Raw genomic sequence first — 13,466 nt, 5'->3', positions numbered from 1 at the left:
TCAGTCGTACTTGAACTGTGGTATAAGTTCTGTGAAGGGTGGATGCCTTGACCCTTTGGGATGGAGCAGTTGTCATGGAGTCCTCGGTTTCCGACGCGCCCAAGCCGCTCGGGCGTCGCGAGCGCAACAAGCAGAAGGTCAAAGAGCGGCTCTACTCCTCCGCGCTGGAGCTGTTCGCCGAGAACGGCTATGAGCACACCTCCATCGAGGAGATCGCCGAACGTGCCGACGTCGCCCGCGGCACTTTTTTCAACTACTTCCAGCGCAAGGAAGACCTCATCCGTGCCTGGGGCGACCGGCGCCGCGAGGCTCTCATGGAGAGCATCAGCCGGGCCGAACCCCGCGGACGCGGAGCCGTCTCCCGGCTGGAGCAGTGCATGGCCATACTCGGCAGCCTCAACGAGGAGGAGCGCGAGTCGACCGCCGCGATGCTGATGGCATGGGTCAAGGCCGGGCGCCCTCTGCTGGAGGAGCCCTACGTGGGCCAGATCTTCGCCGAGATCGTGGAGGACGGCTGCCGGCAGGGCGAGTTCCGGGCCGATCTCATCCCCGATCACGTGGGGAACGTGCTGCGGGACGTCTACCTCGGCATTCTGTACCGCTGGTCGCAGGGGTCGCCGAGTGAGGGCTACGGCTCCCTGCACTGCGAACTGCAGGAGGCGCTCAAGATGCTGCTGCTCGGCCTCCTGGAGAACAAGGCTTCGGCGTAGCTTTCCGGCACCGGCCGCGTCGGCGGGCAGCACTGCTCCGGCTCGCCGGCGCCGGCCGGATACGGCCCGGGTGTGACACGCCGCCCCTGGACGCCGCCCGGGCCGGTGCCGTACGACACCGGCCCGGACGATCACCCGGCAGGCGGGCGTCGAGCGCTCACACCTGTGGCAGCGCGCCCGCGTCGATCACATAACCGGCGCCGGTGACGCGCCGGGCCCGGTCCGACACGAGGAAGGCCACCAGGTCGGCCACGTCCTCCGACATCGTGGCTGGTTCCTCAACTGATGTGCCGGAGTGAGTGACCCGGGCACGCCGACGGGGGATTCCGGCGCGCCCGGGTGGCTATAGGGGGGTGTCACGCGCCCTGGTAGGCGCACCGCATGCTGCGCTTGAGGGCCTTTCCGGTGATGCCGGTGTGTTCGTCCGGCTCCTTGGCCACGAGCCGGTCGACCAGCGGAACCGGGCCGCGGCGAGCGTGGTGTTGATCCGCGCGCGCAGCTCCTCCAGGTCGGTGGCGGCCGAGGGTCGGTCGACGGTGAGGACGAGTTGCCGCGGTGCCGTGGCGGTGGCCTCGGCGCGCACCAGGGGGCAGTCGAAGACCTCCGGCACCTGACGGAGGAGTGCCGGCGGTCCGGTGGGCGGCGGCAGCGGCACGGAAGAAGTTGCCCGCCCCCACCTCGTCGGTGAGCACCAGTTCGTCTGCCATCTCTCGCTCTCGTCCTTCGACGGTCACGTCGTCGCCGCGGCGGCCGCGGGGACCAGCCACCGCTGCATCTCGTCACGGATGTCGCCGGGAATCGGGACCGGGCGGTGCGAATCGAGCGAGATGCACACCAGAACGGCCTTGATCCGCACGCGTACGTCAGCCGGATCGGCTCCGGTGCCCGAGAAATGGAGATGGAACGAACTGTTCCCGATCCGGTTCAGGCAGAGGGCGAACCGCACCCTGTCGCCCAGCCTGCTCGGCGCGTGGAAGTCGCACTCGAGTCGCGCCGTGGGAATGCCGAGCCGCCGCTCGGCGAAGAGCCCCGCGTAGTCGGTCCGCAATCCGCTTTCGAACCATTCCTGGAGAACCTCGTTCATCAGCAGCAGATACTGCGGATAGAACACGATTCCGGCCGGGTCGCAGTGGTGGAACCAGATGCGCTTCTCCCGCGTGAACATGGCTGTCGCGTCATCAGCAGTCGTCGTGTGCACGGTTCCCGTATCACTTCCGTCGCGTGGTCGGGGCTCTGCCCTACGGGGGAGCACCTCGCGGTGAGCGTAGGGGGAGTCCGGGACCGATCCCCGCCGCGAGTCAGCAAGCTGCCATTTCCGCGGACGGGGCAACGGGAATGCGCAGACCGGGACACGGACGACAACGGTGGCGACACATGAATGTAACGTGCAAGGACCGCACGGAATGTACACTCCACGGCGCGGCCGGGCCGGTCGATCCCGCCGCCCGCGATGCCACCCGGTCGAACCCGAGCAGTCCGAGCGAGCGAAGCAGCCAAGGAGCAGCGGCAGATGAACGCCACCGATGACAACGGTCTGTGGGTACGGCGCTACCACCCGGCCCCCGAGGCCCGGACCCGCCTGGTCTGCCTGCCGCACGCCGGCGGCGGGGCCACCTACTACTTCCCGCTCTCGGCGGCGCTCGCCCCCGCCGTCGAAGCGCTGGCCGTCCAGTACCCCGGCCGCCAGGACCGCCACCGGGAGCCCTGCGTCGACTCCCTGCCCGAGCTGGCCCGGCAGCTCGTGCCCCGGCTGCTGCCGTGGACCGACCGTCCGCTGGCCCTCTTCGGGCACAGCATGGGCGCCTCGCTCGCCTTCGAGGTCGCCCGGCTCCTGGAGCACGAGCACGGCATCACCCCGGCCGCCCTGTTCGCCTCCGCGCGGCGGGCACCGTCCCGGCACCGGGAGGAGTCCCTGCACCTGCGCGGCGACGCCGAACTGGTCCGCGAGGTCCAGCGGCTCAGCGGCACCGACTCCCAACTGCTCGCGGACCCCGAGGTGCTGAGCATGGTCCTGCCGGCGATCCGCAACGACTACAAGGCCGCCGAGACCTACCGCTATGTCCCCGGTCCCGGTCTCAGCTGCCCGGTCACCGCCCTCATCGGCGACGACGACTCCAGGGTGACGGTGGAGGAGGCCCGTGCGTGGGCGGACCACACCACCGGGACCTTCGCCCTCAGGGTCTACGACGGCGGGCACTTCTACCTCAACCATCACATCGAGGCCGTCGCCCGGGAGATCTCCGTACCGCTTCTGTCCACCACCGGCGCGTAGCCCGCCGCCGAGGCTGCCGGCCTCCGGGCGGACGTCATCGCACAGGACCGTGAAGGAGGGGCGTTCGTGCGTGCCATGCGGTGCGAACGGTTCGGCGGTCCGCGGGCACTGGCACCGGCCGAGGTGCCGGACCCGGTGGCCGGGCCGGGCGAGAGCCTGGTGGAGGTGACCGCCGCGGGCGTCACTTCGGCGACGTCAAGCAGATCGCGGGCGAGCACACCGACGGCCCGTACGCGCCCGAGGCTCCGCTGCCGTACATCCCCGGCCTGGAGGTCGCCGGCCGGATGGCGGACGGCCGACGGGTCCTCGGGTACGTCCGGCAGGGCGGCTACGCCGAGAAGGCCGTCGTCGCCGACCGCGACCTGGCGGCGGTGCCCGAGGGAGTGAGCGACGGCGAGGCGCTGGCGTTGCTCGTGCAGGGGCTGACGGCATGGCACCTGCTGCGCACGGTCGCCCGGGTGCGGCCCGGCGAGAGCGTGGTGGTGCATGCCGCGGCGGGCGGAACCGGCAGCCTCGCGCTCCAGCTGGCCCGGCTGTCCGGGGCGGGGCGCGTCATCGACACGGCGTCCTGCGAGGACAAGCGCGCCCTCGCCCTGGAACTGGGCGCGGACGCCGCGGTCGACGGCGCCGCCGTCGGCTATCGGGACCGGGTCCTCGCCGCCAACCACGGACGGCCGGTCGACATCGTGCTCGACGGCATCGGCGGCCCGGTCCTCGACGCCGCCCTGGACACCCTCGGGTCACTCGGGCGCCTGGTCACCTACGGCGCCTCGTCCGGCCAGGCCGCCAGAGCCATCGAACCCGGCCGCCTCGCGCTGCAGAACCGCACCGTCGCCGGTTTCTGGCTCGTCCCCCTGCTCGCCCGGGACGGGGCCGGTGGCGCCGCGCTCTCGGAGCTGCTCGGTCTCACCGCGCGGCGCCGCCTGCGCCCGCTGGTCGGCGCGGAGTACGACCTCACACGCGCCCGTGACGCCCACGAGGACCTGCTAGCCCGGCGCACGAAGGGCAAGCTGATCCTGCGCCCGTGAGCCCGGGACCGTGGAGCCGGGCCCCTTCGTACGGTGTCCCTGCGTCTCTGCGTGCCTGCCTCCCTGCGTTTCGGCGGGCCTTGCGCACGTCGGGCCGCCGCACCGCTCACGCGGGGCCGGAGGCTCCGGCCCCGTCGGAGGCACCCGCGCCGGCCGAGGACGCGGCGGTCGGGGACGCGGCGGTCGGGGCGGGCCGGTGCAGCGCCGAGTGCAGCGCGCTCATCCAGTGCCGGGTCGTACGCCGGGTCAGCCCGCTGTCCGGTGCGTAGGCCTCGAAGAGGTGGAACGCGCCCGGCACCATGTGCAGTTCCGTACTGACACCCGCCTCGACCAGCCGGCGGCCGTAATCGAGCCCTTCGTCACGCAAGGGGTCGCTTTCGGCCACGAGAATGTAGGCGGGCGGAAGGCCGGCCAGGTCCTCGGCACGTGCGGGTGCCGCGCCGGGGGTCGGCGCCGGTCCGTCGAAGCCCAGGTAGGTCCGCCACATTTCCAGCACGGTGGCGCGGTTGAGCGCCCGGTGGTCCGTCATGGCGTGGGTCGACGGGGTCCGGCAGCGGTCGTCGAGGACCGGCACCAGGAGCAGCTGGTGGATCAGCGCGGGGCCGCCCTCGTCGCGGGCCCGCAGGGCCACGCCGGCGGCCAGGCAACCGCCCGCGGAACGCCCGCTGACGCCGAGACGCGCGGGGTCGACGCCGAGGACGGCGGCGTTGTCGGCGAGCCACCGCAGGGCGGCGCAACAGTCGTCGAGGCCTGCGGGGAAGGGGTGTTCGGGGGCGAGACGGTACTCCACGGAGACCACGACCGCGCCGCCGCCCAGGCAGATCTCCCGGCAGTTGCTGTCGCCCGTGTCCAGGTCACCCGTGACGAACGCACCGCCGTGACAGTAGAGCACACCGGGGATCGCGCCTTCGGCGTCGGTCGGGGTGTAGATCCGCAGCGGAACACGCGTGCCGTCCGGGCCGACGAAGGACGTGTCGCGCACCTCGATACGGGGATCCGCGGGGGGCCGGTTCGCCGCCAGCAACTCCCGGGTCGCCACGCGCGTGCCCTTGATGTCGGAGAACCAGTCAATGGGGGGAAGATCCGCGAACACCGCGGAAAGGTCGCCGTGAATATTCAAGATGGGGGATCCCTCAGGTCAAGCGAATTGGCGCCGGAATAGTAACAAGGGCGGCGGTAACTGCACGGCGAAACAGTCGAATTCACGTCAGGAAGCGAAGAGGGCTCCGACGGCCCCGGCCGACGGGGGAAACCGTCGGCCGGGACAATGGAGCCCGGATGGCCGGGAAAAGGACGGGGCGAGCGGCTATGCCGACCTCTCCGTGTCGAACGGCCGGTTCGTCGTGGGAAGGAGAGAGGCGGTGACGGCCTTGTTCACGGCGTCGATCCGGGAGACCGCCTGCAACTTGTCGAAGATGTTCCGCAGATGGCGCTTCACCGTGCCTTCGGCGATCCCCATGGCCTTGGCGATCTGACGGTTGCTGCGGGCCGCCGCGACATGGGCGAGCACCTCGGTCTCCCGCGCGGACAGAACACCCGGGCCGAGCGGCCTGCCCCGGGTGACCTGGAGGCTCTGCCGGGAGACCGACATCGTGACCTGCTGATCACCGCCTCGGGTGGCGCGGATCGCCGAGATCAGCGTGCCGCGGGCCGCGCTCTTGTGCAGGTAACCGCTGACCCCGAGGTCCAGGAAGGACTGGACGAGGTCGGGGGCGTCGTACATGGTCAGGATGATCGTCTGGGTTCCGGGGGCGCACTCGTTGAGCTGGGCGACCGTGTCCAGCACGGTCTGGCCCGGCATCTCCACGTCCAGGATCGCCACGTCGGGACGGTGTTCCACGGCCAGCTCCACTGCCGACCTGCCGTCCCCGGCCTCGGCCACCACTTCGAGGTCGGGCTCCCTGCGCAGCGAGTCGCACAGGGCGTGGCGCAGGATGGTGTGATCGTCCGCCACCAGGATGCGAATGCGCTCACTCATCGTCGGCGGCTCCCGGCAGGGGAATCCACAGCGAGGCACGGGTGCCGTACCCCGGGCGGCTGGTGAGCTGGAAACTGCCGCCGAGCTGGGTGACCCGCTCGCCCATGGAGATCAGCCCGTGGCCGTGACGGGCGAGGCTCGCCTCGTGCACGTCGAAGCCGATGCCGTCGTCCTCGACGGAGGCCCGGGCCTCGTTGTCGGCGAAGGCGACGCGCACCGTCAGCCTGCCGGCCCGGGCGTGGACGAGGGCGTTGAGCAGACATTCGCGCAGGACGAGGAAGAGTTCGTCCAGGATCTTGGGACTCACCGGCGACTCGTCCCCGTCGACCTCGACGTCCAGTTGGACGTCGGGCATCTGCATGGCTTCGACGAAGGCCTCGAGTCCGGCGCGCAGAGTGCCGTCCGTGCTCGGGTCGTGCAGCCAGGTGATGAGTTCACGCAGTTGCAGCAGCGTGCCGACCAGGGTGTCCCGGGCGCTCAGCACGGTGCGCTGGTCCTGCGTCGGTTCCTCCGGGAACGACAGGGCGTACAACTCCAGTTGGCGCATGGCCAGGCTGATGTTGTTGCCCACCCGGTCGTGGACGTCACGCGCCAGGGTGTGTCGTTTCGCCTCCGCGGCCTTCTCCACGGCTTCCAGCAGGGACGCGTGCTGCCGGGTGTGCAGCTGCCACCGCGCGTGCACGCTGCGGTAGAGCGTGAGCAGCGCCTCTCCGCGCAGTGTCGCGGAGTCGCTGTCGGTGCCGATGACCTCGCGCAGTGCGATGGCGACCGTCTCGAAGAGGAGCGCGGACGCCTCGGCCATCGCGGGCTGGTCGACGAGGAGACCGATGCGCTGGTCCACGGTCCGCCGCGCCGAAGTCTCCGCCTCCTCGACGGAGATGGCCTGCCCGGTGCGCAGTGTCTGCGCGCAGTCGTCGAGCACGAGTACGGCCTGCAGGTCGGAGAACCGCTTCCCCGACGGGTGGTGCAGCACCGCATTACCACGCTGGCGCAACAGGGACCTGAATCGCTTGGCAATTTCCGGCCGACGTGCTGTCAGGGCATCAAGTGCCGTGCCAGATCCGCCTTCCCGAACGTCGGCTATGTCTATTTTTTTGTTGACGGCCACAATTCCCCCTGATCCATGGCCACTCTCAATGGGTTGCAGGTTACCAAGTGGTAGTGACGCGCAGACGGAGGGTCCGTACAAACATGGCAAAAAACAGCACTTGCGCACTGCGTGGCGGAGCCTTCACGGTGTGTCACCCGACGCTGGTCGTGGAGGTGCGCCGAGCAGGACCGTGAGCCTGGCCGGGAGACGCGGCGAGAAACCCGAAACACGGCCGTCACATGGGACGCCGTTCTCGACGGTGGTTTACCGGACAACCAAGTCCTGGGTGGCGGACGCCAATTCGGATCCCGGCCTCCGGCGGCGCGTCCCAAGTCCCACGGTTGCGGCCGACACCTGCTCCCGGCGCGGAACCGGATCGGACCCCGGGACAGCGCCCTCGAAGCGGGCGCCCGTCGCCGTCGACATGCCACCCACCCCTGGCATGGAGCAGGGCCTGGAGGTAGCCGCCTATCACTAAAGGAACACACGGCCGGCTACCCCTTTGGTTGCCTATTTTCCCCAAGTCCCGCCTGCCTACCGTTGCCGCAGTTTGGCAATCGTGCCTGAGATGAGGGGGAATCCAGGATGAGGCTGGGTGACGCGCTGAGCATCAAGGCGGCCGCGACATGGCTGCCCGAGACCCGCGAGACGGTCACCGAAGTGATCGCCGACGGTCGCCTCGAACCCGAACACGAGCACCGCGTCGGCGTGACCGAGCTGCCCGTCTCCCGGGACCTCGCCGGACCGCAGCTCGCGGCCCGCGCGGCCCGGCGCGCACTGGAGCAGGCGGCATGGGACCCGAACCGGGTGGACCTGCTCGCCCACGCCTGGATCTACCACCAGGGCCATGACTTCTGGGCCCCCGCCCACTACGTGGCGCACGAGGCGGGCCTCCGCCGCACCCTCCCCTTCGGACTCCAGCACATGTCCAACGGCGGAGCGCTGGGCCTGCAACTCGCCGCCGTCCGGCTCCTGGCCGACGCCGGGACCGACTCCGCGATGGTCACCACCGGCGACCGCTTCGCCCTCCCCGGGTTCGACCGGTGGGCCGGCGACTACGACGTCGTGTACGGCGACGGCGGCACCGCCCTCGTCCTCGGCCGCCGGGACGGCGACGGCGACCTGCTGCACATGCTGTCGTTCGCGACCTCGGCCGCGCCCGAGACGGAGAACTTCTTCCGCGGCCGCGACGAGTTCAGCGCCGCGCCGCTCACCCACAGCCGGCCCATCGACGTACGACGCCCGAAGAAGGCGTTCCTGGAGATGGGCGGCATGGTGACGCTCAAGGAACTGGGCCTCGTCAACGTACGGCACGTCCTCCTGGAGAGCCTGCGCCTGGCGGACGTGGCACCCGCCGACCCCCGCATCCGGTGCGTCGCGCTGCCCCGCGCGGGCGACTCCGTCTACAACCTCATGTACCTGCCTGTGATCGAAGACGTCCTCAAGGCCGAACCCCTCTTCCTCGGCCGTCGCACCGGTCACCTGGGCGCGGGGGACTTCATCGCCAACCTCGCCGACATCATCGACTCGGGCATCCTCGCGCCCGGAGAGATCGCCCTCGTGGTCGGCGGTGGCGCCGGATACACGTGGTCGTGCGCGGCCTTCCAGGCACCGGAGAAGAGCCATGGCTGAGCCCCACCACACGGACCAGACCTCCCAGCGCACGAAGGCCACGATGAACACCACCCCCCAGCCCGCCACGCACACCCCCGAACCCGCGTCCGCCCCTCCCGCGGCCTCCCACGAACCCGTCGCCGTCGTCGGCATCGCCTGCCGGCTGCCCGGCGCACCCGACCCGCAGAGTTTCTGGAACCTGCTGGAGCGCGGCGAGGACGCGATCACCGAGGCACCGCCCGAGCGCTGGACACCCCAGGTCGCGCTGCGGGCACCGTACGGCGGGTTCATCGAGGACGTCGACCGGTTCGACGCCCAGTTCTTCGGCATCAGCCCGCGCGAGGCCGCGACGATGGACCCGCAGCAACGGCTGATGCTGGAGCTGAGCTGGGAAGCGCTCGAAGACGCCCGTATCGTCCCCGACGAACTGCGCGGCACCAGGACCGGTGTCTTCGTCGGGGCGATCGCCGACGACTACGCCCGCCTCCTCCAGCGGGCCGGCACGAACGGCATCACCCAGCACACCGTCACCGGAACCCACCGCGGCATCATCGCCAACCGCGTCTCCTACTTCCTCGACCTGCGCGGCCCCAGCCTCACCGTCGACACCGCGCAGTCCTCCGCGCTCGTCGCCGTCCGGACGGCCTGCGAGTCCCTCGCCCGCGGCGAGTCCGAACTCGCCATCGCGGGCGGAGTGAGCCTGAACCTCCTCGCGGAGACCACACTCGGCACGGAGAAGTTCGGCGGCCTCTCCCCCGACGGCCGCTGCTACACCTTCGACGAGCGAGCCAACGGTTACGTCCGCGGAGAGGGCGGCGGTGCCCTGCTGCTCAAGCCGTACTCCCGCGCGCTCGCCGACGGCGACCGCGTCCACTGGATCATTCTGGGCGGCGCCGTCAACAGCGACGGCGCCGGCCCCGGCCTCACCGTCCCCAGCGAACGGGCGCAGCAGGAGGTGATCCGGCTCGCCCACCGGGACGCCGGCGTCGACCCGGCGCACATCCAGTACGTGGAACTGCACGGCACCGGCACCAAGGTCGGCGACCCCATCGAGGCGGCCGCCCTCGGCGCCGCCCTGGGCGCACGACGCCCCGCCGGCGAACCCGTCCGCGTCGGCTCCGCCAAGACCAACGTCGGGCACCTGGAGGGCGCGGCCGGCATCGTCGGACTGCTGAAGGCGGGCCTGAGCATCGCTCACCGCGCCCTCCCGGCGAGCCTCAACCACGAGCGCCCCAACCCCGCCATCCCGCTCGCGGACCTGGGCCTGCACGTCCAGCGCGAACTCGGCCCCTGGCCCCACCCCGAGCGCCGGCTCCTCGCCGGCGTCAGCTCCTTCGGCATGGGCGGTACCAACGCCCACCTGGTCCTCGCCGAGGCACCGCACGGCGACGCGGCCGACGGCACCCCGGACCCGCGGCCCACGGCGGAGCGGCCGGCGCCCGCCCCACGTCCCGCCGCCGTGCCCTGGCTGCTGTCCGCCAAGACCGAGGCGGCCCTGCGCGCCCAGGGCGAGCGGCTGCTCGACCTGCTCGCGGCGGACACGTCCGCCGCCCCCAGGGACATCGCCCACTCGCTCGCCACCACCCGCACCCACTTCCCGCACCGGGCCGCGGTCGTGGCCGACAGCCGTGACGCGCTGATCGCCGGGCTCACCGCCCTGGCGCACGGCCGGCGCACGGCGGCCGTGACCAAGGGACGGGAGAGCGACGGCCGCCTGGCCTTCCTGTTCACCGGGCAGGGCAGCCAGCGCCTCGGCATGGGCCGGGGCCTGTACGAGGCATTCCCCGCCTACGCGGAGGCGTTCGACGCCGTGTGCGCGGAACTCGACGCCCGCGTCGGCCGTTCGCTGCGCGCGGTCGTCTGGGCCGCCGCCGACTCCGGCCCGGACGCGGAACTGCTCCACGAGACCCGCTACACCCAACCCGCGCTGTTCGCCGTCGAGGTGGCCCTGCACCGCCTCTTCACGTCCTGGGGCATCCGCCCGGACGCCGTCGCCGGACACTCCATCGGGGAGGTCGCCGCCGCCCACGTCGCCGGGGTCCTCTCCCTCGCCGACGCCGCCGCCCTGATCGCCGCCCGCGGCAGGCTCATGCAGAACCTGCCGACGGGCGGAGCCATGATCGCCCTGGAGGCGTCCGAGACCGAGGTGCTCCCGCTGCTCGCGGGTCGCGAACACGCCGTCGGACTCGCCGCCGTCAACGCCCCGGACGCCACCGTCGTCTCCGGCGCCGAGCCCGACGCCCAGGAGATCGCCGACCACTTCCGCGAGCTCGGCCGCAAGACCCGCAGGCTGAAGGTGAGTCACGCCTTCCACTCGCCGCTGATGGCGCCGATGCTGGACGACTTCCGGACCGTCGCCGAGAGCCTCACCTATCACGCGCCGCAGCTGAGCATCGTCTCGACCGTCACCGGGGAACCGGTCCGTGCCGAGGAACTGCAGAGCCCCGAGTACTGGGTCCGGCACGTCGCGGGAACGGTCCGGTTCGCCGCGGCCGTACGGTCCCTGCACGACAGCGGAGTGCGCACCTATCTGGAGATCGGACCGGGCGGCGTCCTCACCGCCATGGGCGCCGAGTGCCTCGACGGCGCCGACGCCCTGCTGCTGGCCGCCCTGCGCGACGGCGACGAGCCGACCGCGGCCCTCAGGGCCGCCGCCGCACTGCACACCCACGGCGTCACCGTCGACTGGCCCACCGTCCTCGGCGACGACGCGACCCCGGTCGACCTGCCCACGTACGCCTTCCAGCGCAAGCGGTACTGGAGCGAAGCCGCCCTCACCGCACCCGTGCCCGGCACGGAGGACACCCACGACGCCGCACTGGACGCCGACGCGGCCGACGACCGGGCGGCCCGGGCCACCACCCGGCTCCCGGACACAGGCCACGCCGACGACGACACAGCGGCGCCGGCGATCCCGAACCCCGCCCGGCTGTCCGCCCGCGACGCCCGCGAGCTCGAGCAGCAGCTGACCGACCTCGTCCGCGCCCACGCCGCGGCCGTGCTCGGCCACGACGCCACGGACTCCGCCGACGCCGTCATCGAACTGACCACCACCTTCAAGGAGCTGGGCTTCGACTCGCTGCTCGCGGTCGAGTTGCGCGACAGCCTCAACGAGGAGCTCGGCCTGCGTCTGCCCGCGGGTCTGCTGTTCAGCCACCCGACTCCGGGGGAACTCGTCACCCGGCTCATGGCGGAGGTGGGCCAGACCGACACACCCACCGCCCCGGCGTCGAGCACGGCCGCCGTCCTCACCGACGAGCCCATCGCCATCGTGGCGATGTCCTGCCGCTACCCCGGCGGCGCCGCCACCCCGGACGACCTGTGGCGCATCGTCGCCGACGGGACGGACGCGACCGGCGACTTCCCCGTGGACCGGGGCTGGGACCTCGACGAGCTGTTCGGTACGGACCCGTCGCGGGCCGGTGCCGCGTCCAGCACCCGCCGCGGTGGTTTCCTCGCCGACGTGGCCGGGTTCGACGCCGGCTTCTTCGGGATCAGCCCGCGCGAGGCCACCGCGATGGACCCGCAGCAGCGGCTGCTGCTGGAGACCGCCTGGGAGGCCTTCGAGCATGCCGGCATCGACCCGTCGTCCCAGCGGGGCCGACGCGTCGGCACCTTCATCGGCGCCACCGCGATGGACTACGGACCCCGGCTGCACGAGACGGCCGCGGGCTCGGAGGGCTATCTGCTGACGGGCAACGCCTCCAGTGTCATCTCCGGCCGGCTCGCCTACTCGTTCGGGTTCGAGGGTCCGGCGTTGACGGTGGACACGGCGTGCTCGTCGTCGTTGGTGGCTCTGCACCTGGCGATGCAGTCGCTGCGGCGCGGCGAGTGCGACCTGGCCCTGGCCGGCGGTGTCACCGTCATGGCCACGCCCGGCATGTTCGTGGAGTTCTCCCGACAGCAGGGCCTGTCGGCGGACGGCCGCTGCAAGGCCTTCTCGGCGTCGGCCGACGGCACCGGCTGGGCCGAGGGCGTCGGCCTCGTCCTGGTCGAGCGCCTGTCCGAGGCACGACGCCACGGGCACCGGGTACTGGCCGTCGTCCGCGGTACGGCCATCAACCAGGACGGTGCCTCCAACGGCCTGACCGCCCCCAACGGCCTCGCCCAGGAACGCGTCATCCAGCAGGCACTCGCCGACGCCGGCCTGACGAACCTCGACGTGGACGCCATGGAGGCGCATGGTACGGGGACGCGGCTGGGTGATCCGATCGAGGCGCAGGCGTTGCTGGCGACGTATGGCAAGGGTCGTGACGGGGAGCGTCCGTTGTGGCTGGGGTCGTTGAAGTCGAACATCGGGCACAGTCAGGCCGCCGCGGGTGTGGGTGGTGTGATCAAGATGGTGCAGGCGATGCGCCATGGTGTGTTGCCGCGCACCCTGCACGTGGATGAGCCCACTCCGCACGTGGACTGGGAAGCGGGTGCGGTGCGGCTGCTGACGGAGGAGGTGGCGTGGGAGCGGGGTGAGCGTCCCCGTCGGGCCGCTGTGTCCTCCTTCGGGATCAGCGGCACCAACGCCCACCTCATCCTCGAAGAAGCACCCGACGCACCGTCGCCCGTCGACGGCAACCCTCCTCCCCGCGAAGACTCGACCACGGCACCGGTGCCCGTCCTGTGGCCCCTCTCCGGCGCGGACGAATCAGGGCTGCGAGGCCAGGCCCAGCGGCTGTCCGCGTTCCTGGAGCGGTGTGGGGGTGTGGATCTGGCGGATGTGGGTGTGTCGTTGGGTGTGCATCGTGCGGTGCTGGGTCGGCGTGCGGTGGTGGTGGGTGCG

Annotated in this window: 9 protein-coding genes and 1 pseudogene; 5 read left to right on the top strand and 5 right to left on the bottom strand. The window is 71.6% G+C overall.

The window, feature by feature from the left end:
* Positions 1–74 precede the first annotated feature (74 nt).
* Positions 75–710, top strand: coding sequence for a TetR/AcrR family transcriptional regulator (locus AB0D93_RS39885; protein ID WP_362131129.1), 636 nt, complete (start codon positions 75–77; stop codon positions 708–710).
* A 157-nt stretch (positions 711–867) separates the two neighbouring features.
* On the opposite strand, the pseudogene AB0D93_RS39880 reads toward AB0D93_RS39885, so the two are convergent.
* Together AB0D93_RS39880 and AB0D93_RS39875 are read right to left on the bottom strand one after the other, a co-directional pair.
* A pseudogene (locus AB0D93_RS39880) lies at positions 868–969 on the bottom strand (short-chain dehydrogenase); the annotation flags it as partial.
* A 471-nt stretch (positions 970–1,440) separates the two neighbouring features.
* On the bottom strand, positions 1,441–1,908 hold the full coding sequence (locus tag AB0D93_RS39875) for a thioesterase family protein (RefSeq protein WP_362131127.1): 468 nt from the start codon (positions 1,906–1,908) through the stop codon (positions 1,441–1,443).
* 312 nt (positions 1,909–2,220) lie between these two features.
* Between AB0D93_RS39875 and AB0D93_RS39870 the strand changes: the two genes are divergently transcribed.
* Both AB0D93_RS39870 and AB0D93_RS39865 read left to right on the top strand, forming a co-directional pair.
* Positions 2,221–2,982 (top strand): alpha/beta fold hydrolase, encoded by a 762-nt coding sequence (locus tag AB0D93_RS39870; RefSeq protein WP_362131124.1) that lies wholly within the window; start codon positions 2,221–2,223, stop codon positions 2,980–2,982.
* 80 nt (positions 2,983–3,062) lie between these two features.
* On the top strand, positions 3,063–4,010 hold the full coding sequence (locus AB0D93_RS39865; RefSeq protein ID WP_362131121.1) for a zinc-binding dehydrogenase: 948 nt from the start codon (positions 3,063–3,065) through the stop codon (positions 4,008–4,010).
* Positions 4,011–4,116: 106 nt separating this feature from the next.
* On the opposite strand, the gene AB0D93_RS39860 is transcribed toward AB0D93_RS39865, so the two are convergent.
* From AB0D93_RS39860 to AB0D93_RS39850, 3 genes are all read right to left on the bottom strand, one after another.
* Positions 4,117–5,130 (bottom strand): alpha/beta hydrolase, encoded by a 1,014-nt coding sequence (locus tag AB0D93_RS39860; RefSeq protein WP_362131118.1) that lies wholly within the window; start codon positions 5,128–5,130, stop codon positions 4,117–4,119.
* A gap of 186 nt (positions 5,131–5,316) precedes the next feature.
* A complete protein-coding gene (locus tag AB0D93_RS39855) occupies positions 5,317–5,988 on the bottom strand; it encodes a response regulator transcription factor (RefSeq protein ID WP_362131115.1) in 672 nt (223 codons plus the stop codon).
* On the bottom strand, positions 5,981–6,961 hold the full coding sequence (locus AB0D93_RS39850) for an ATP-binding protein (protein ID WP_362131112.1): 981 nt from the start codon (positions 6,959–6,961) through the stop codon (positions 5,981–5,983). Before AB0D93_RS39850 ends, AB0D93_RS39855 begins: the two co-directional genes overlap by 8 nt.
* 702 nt (positions 6,962–7,663) lie before the next feature.
* Here AB0D93_RS39850 and AB0D93_RS39845 point away from each other — a divergent pair.
* Complete coding sequence (locus AB0D93_RS39845; RefSeq protein ID WP_362131109.1) at positions 7,664–8,710, top strand: ketoacyl-ACP synthase III family protein; 1,047 nt, start codon at positions 7,664–7,666, stop codon at positions 8,708–8,710.
* Positions 8,703–13,466: beta-ketoacyl synthase N-terminal-like domain-containing protein (locus tag AB0D93_RS39840; protein WP_362131106.1), on the top strand; the 4,764-nt coding region annotated here is incomplete at its 3' end. The genes AB0D93_RS39845 and AB0D93_RS39840, both read left to right, overlap by 8 nt.

The organism is Streptomyces sp. NPDC048191 (genome assembly GCF_040652655.1).
In the GTDB taxonomy this organism is placed as follows: Bacteria; Actinomycetota; Actinomycetes; order Streptomycetales; family Streptomycetaceae; genus Streptomyces.
The sequence above is the reverse complement of the archived record's forward strand: the minus strand, read 5'-3'. Positions and strand labels throughout refer to the sequence as shown.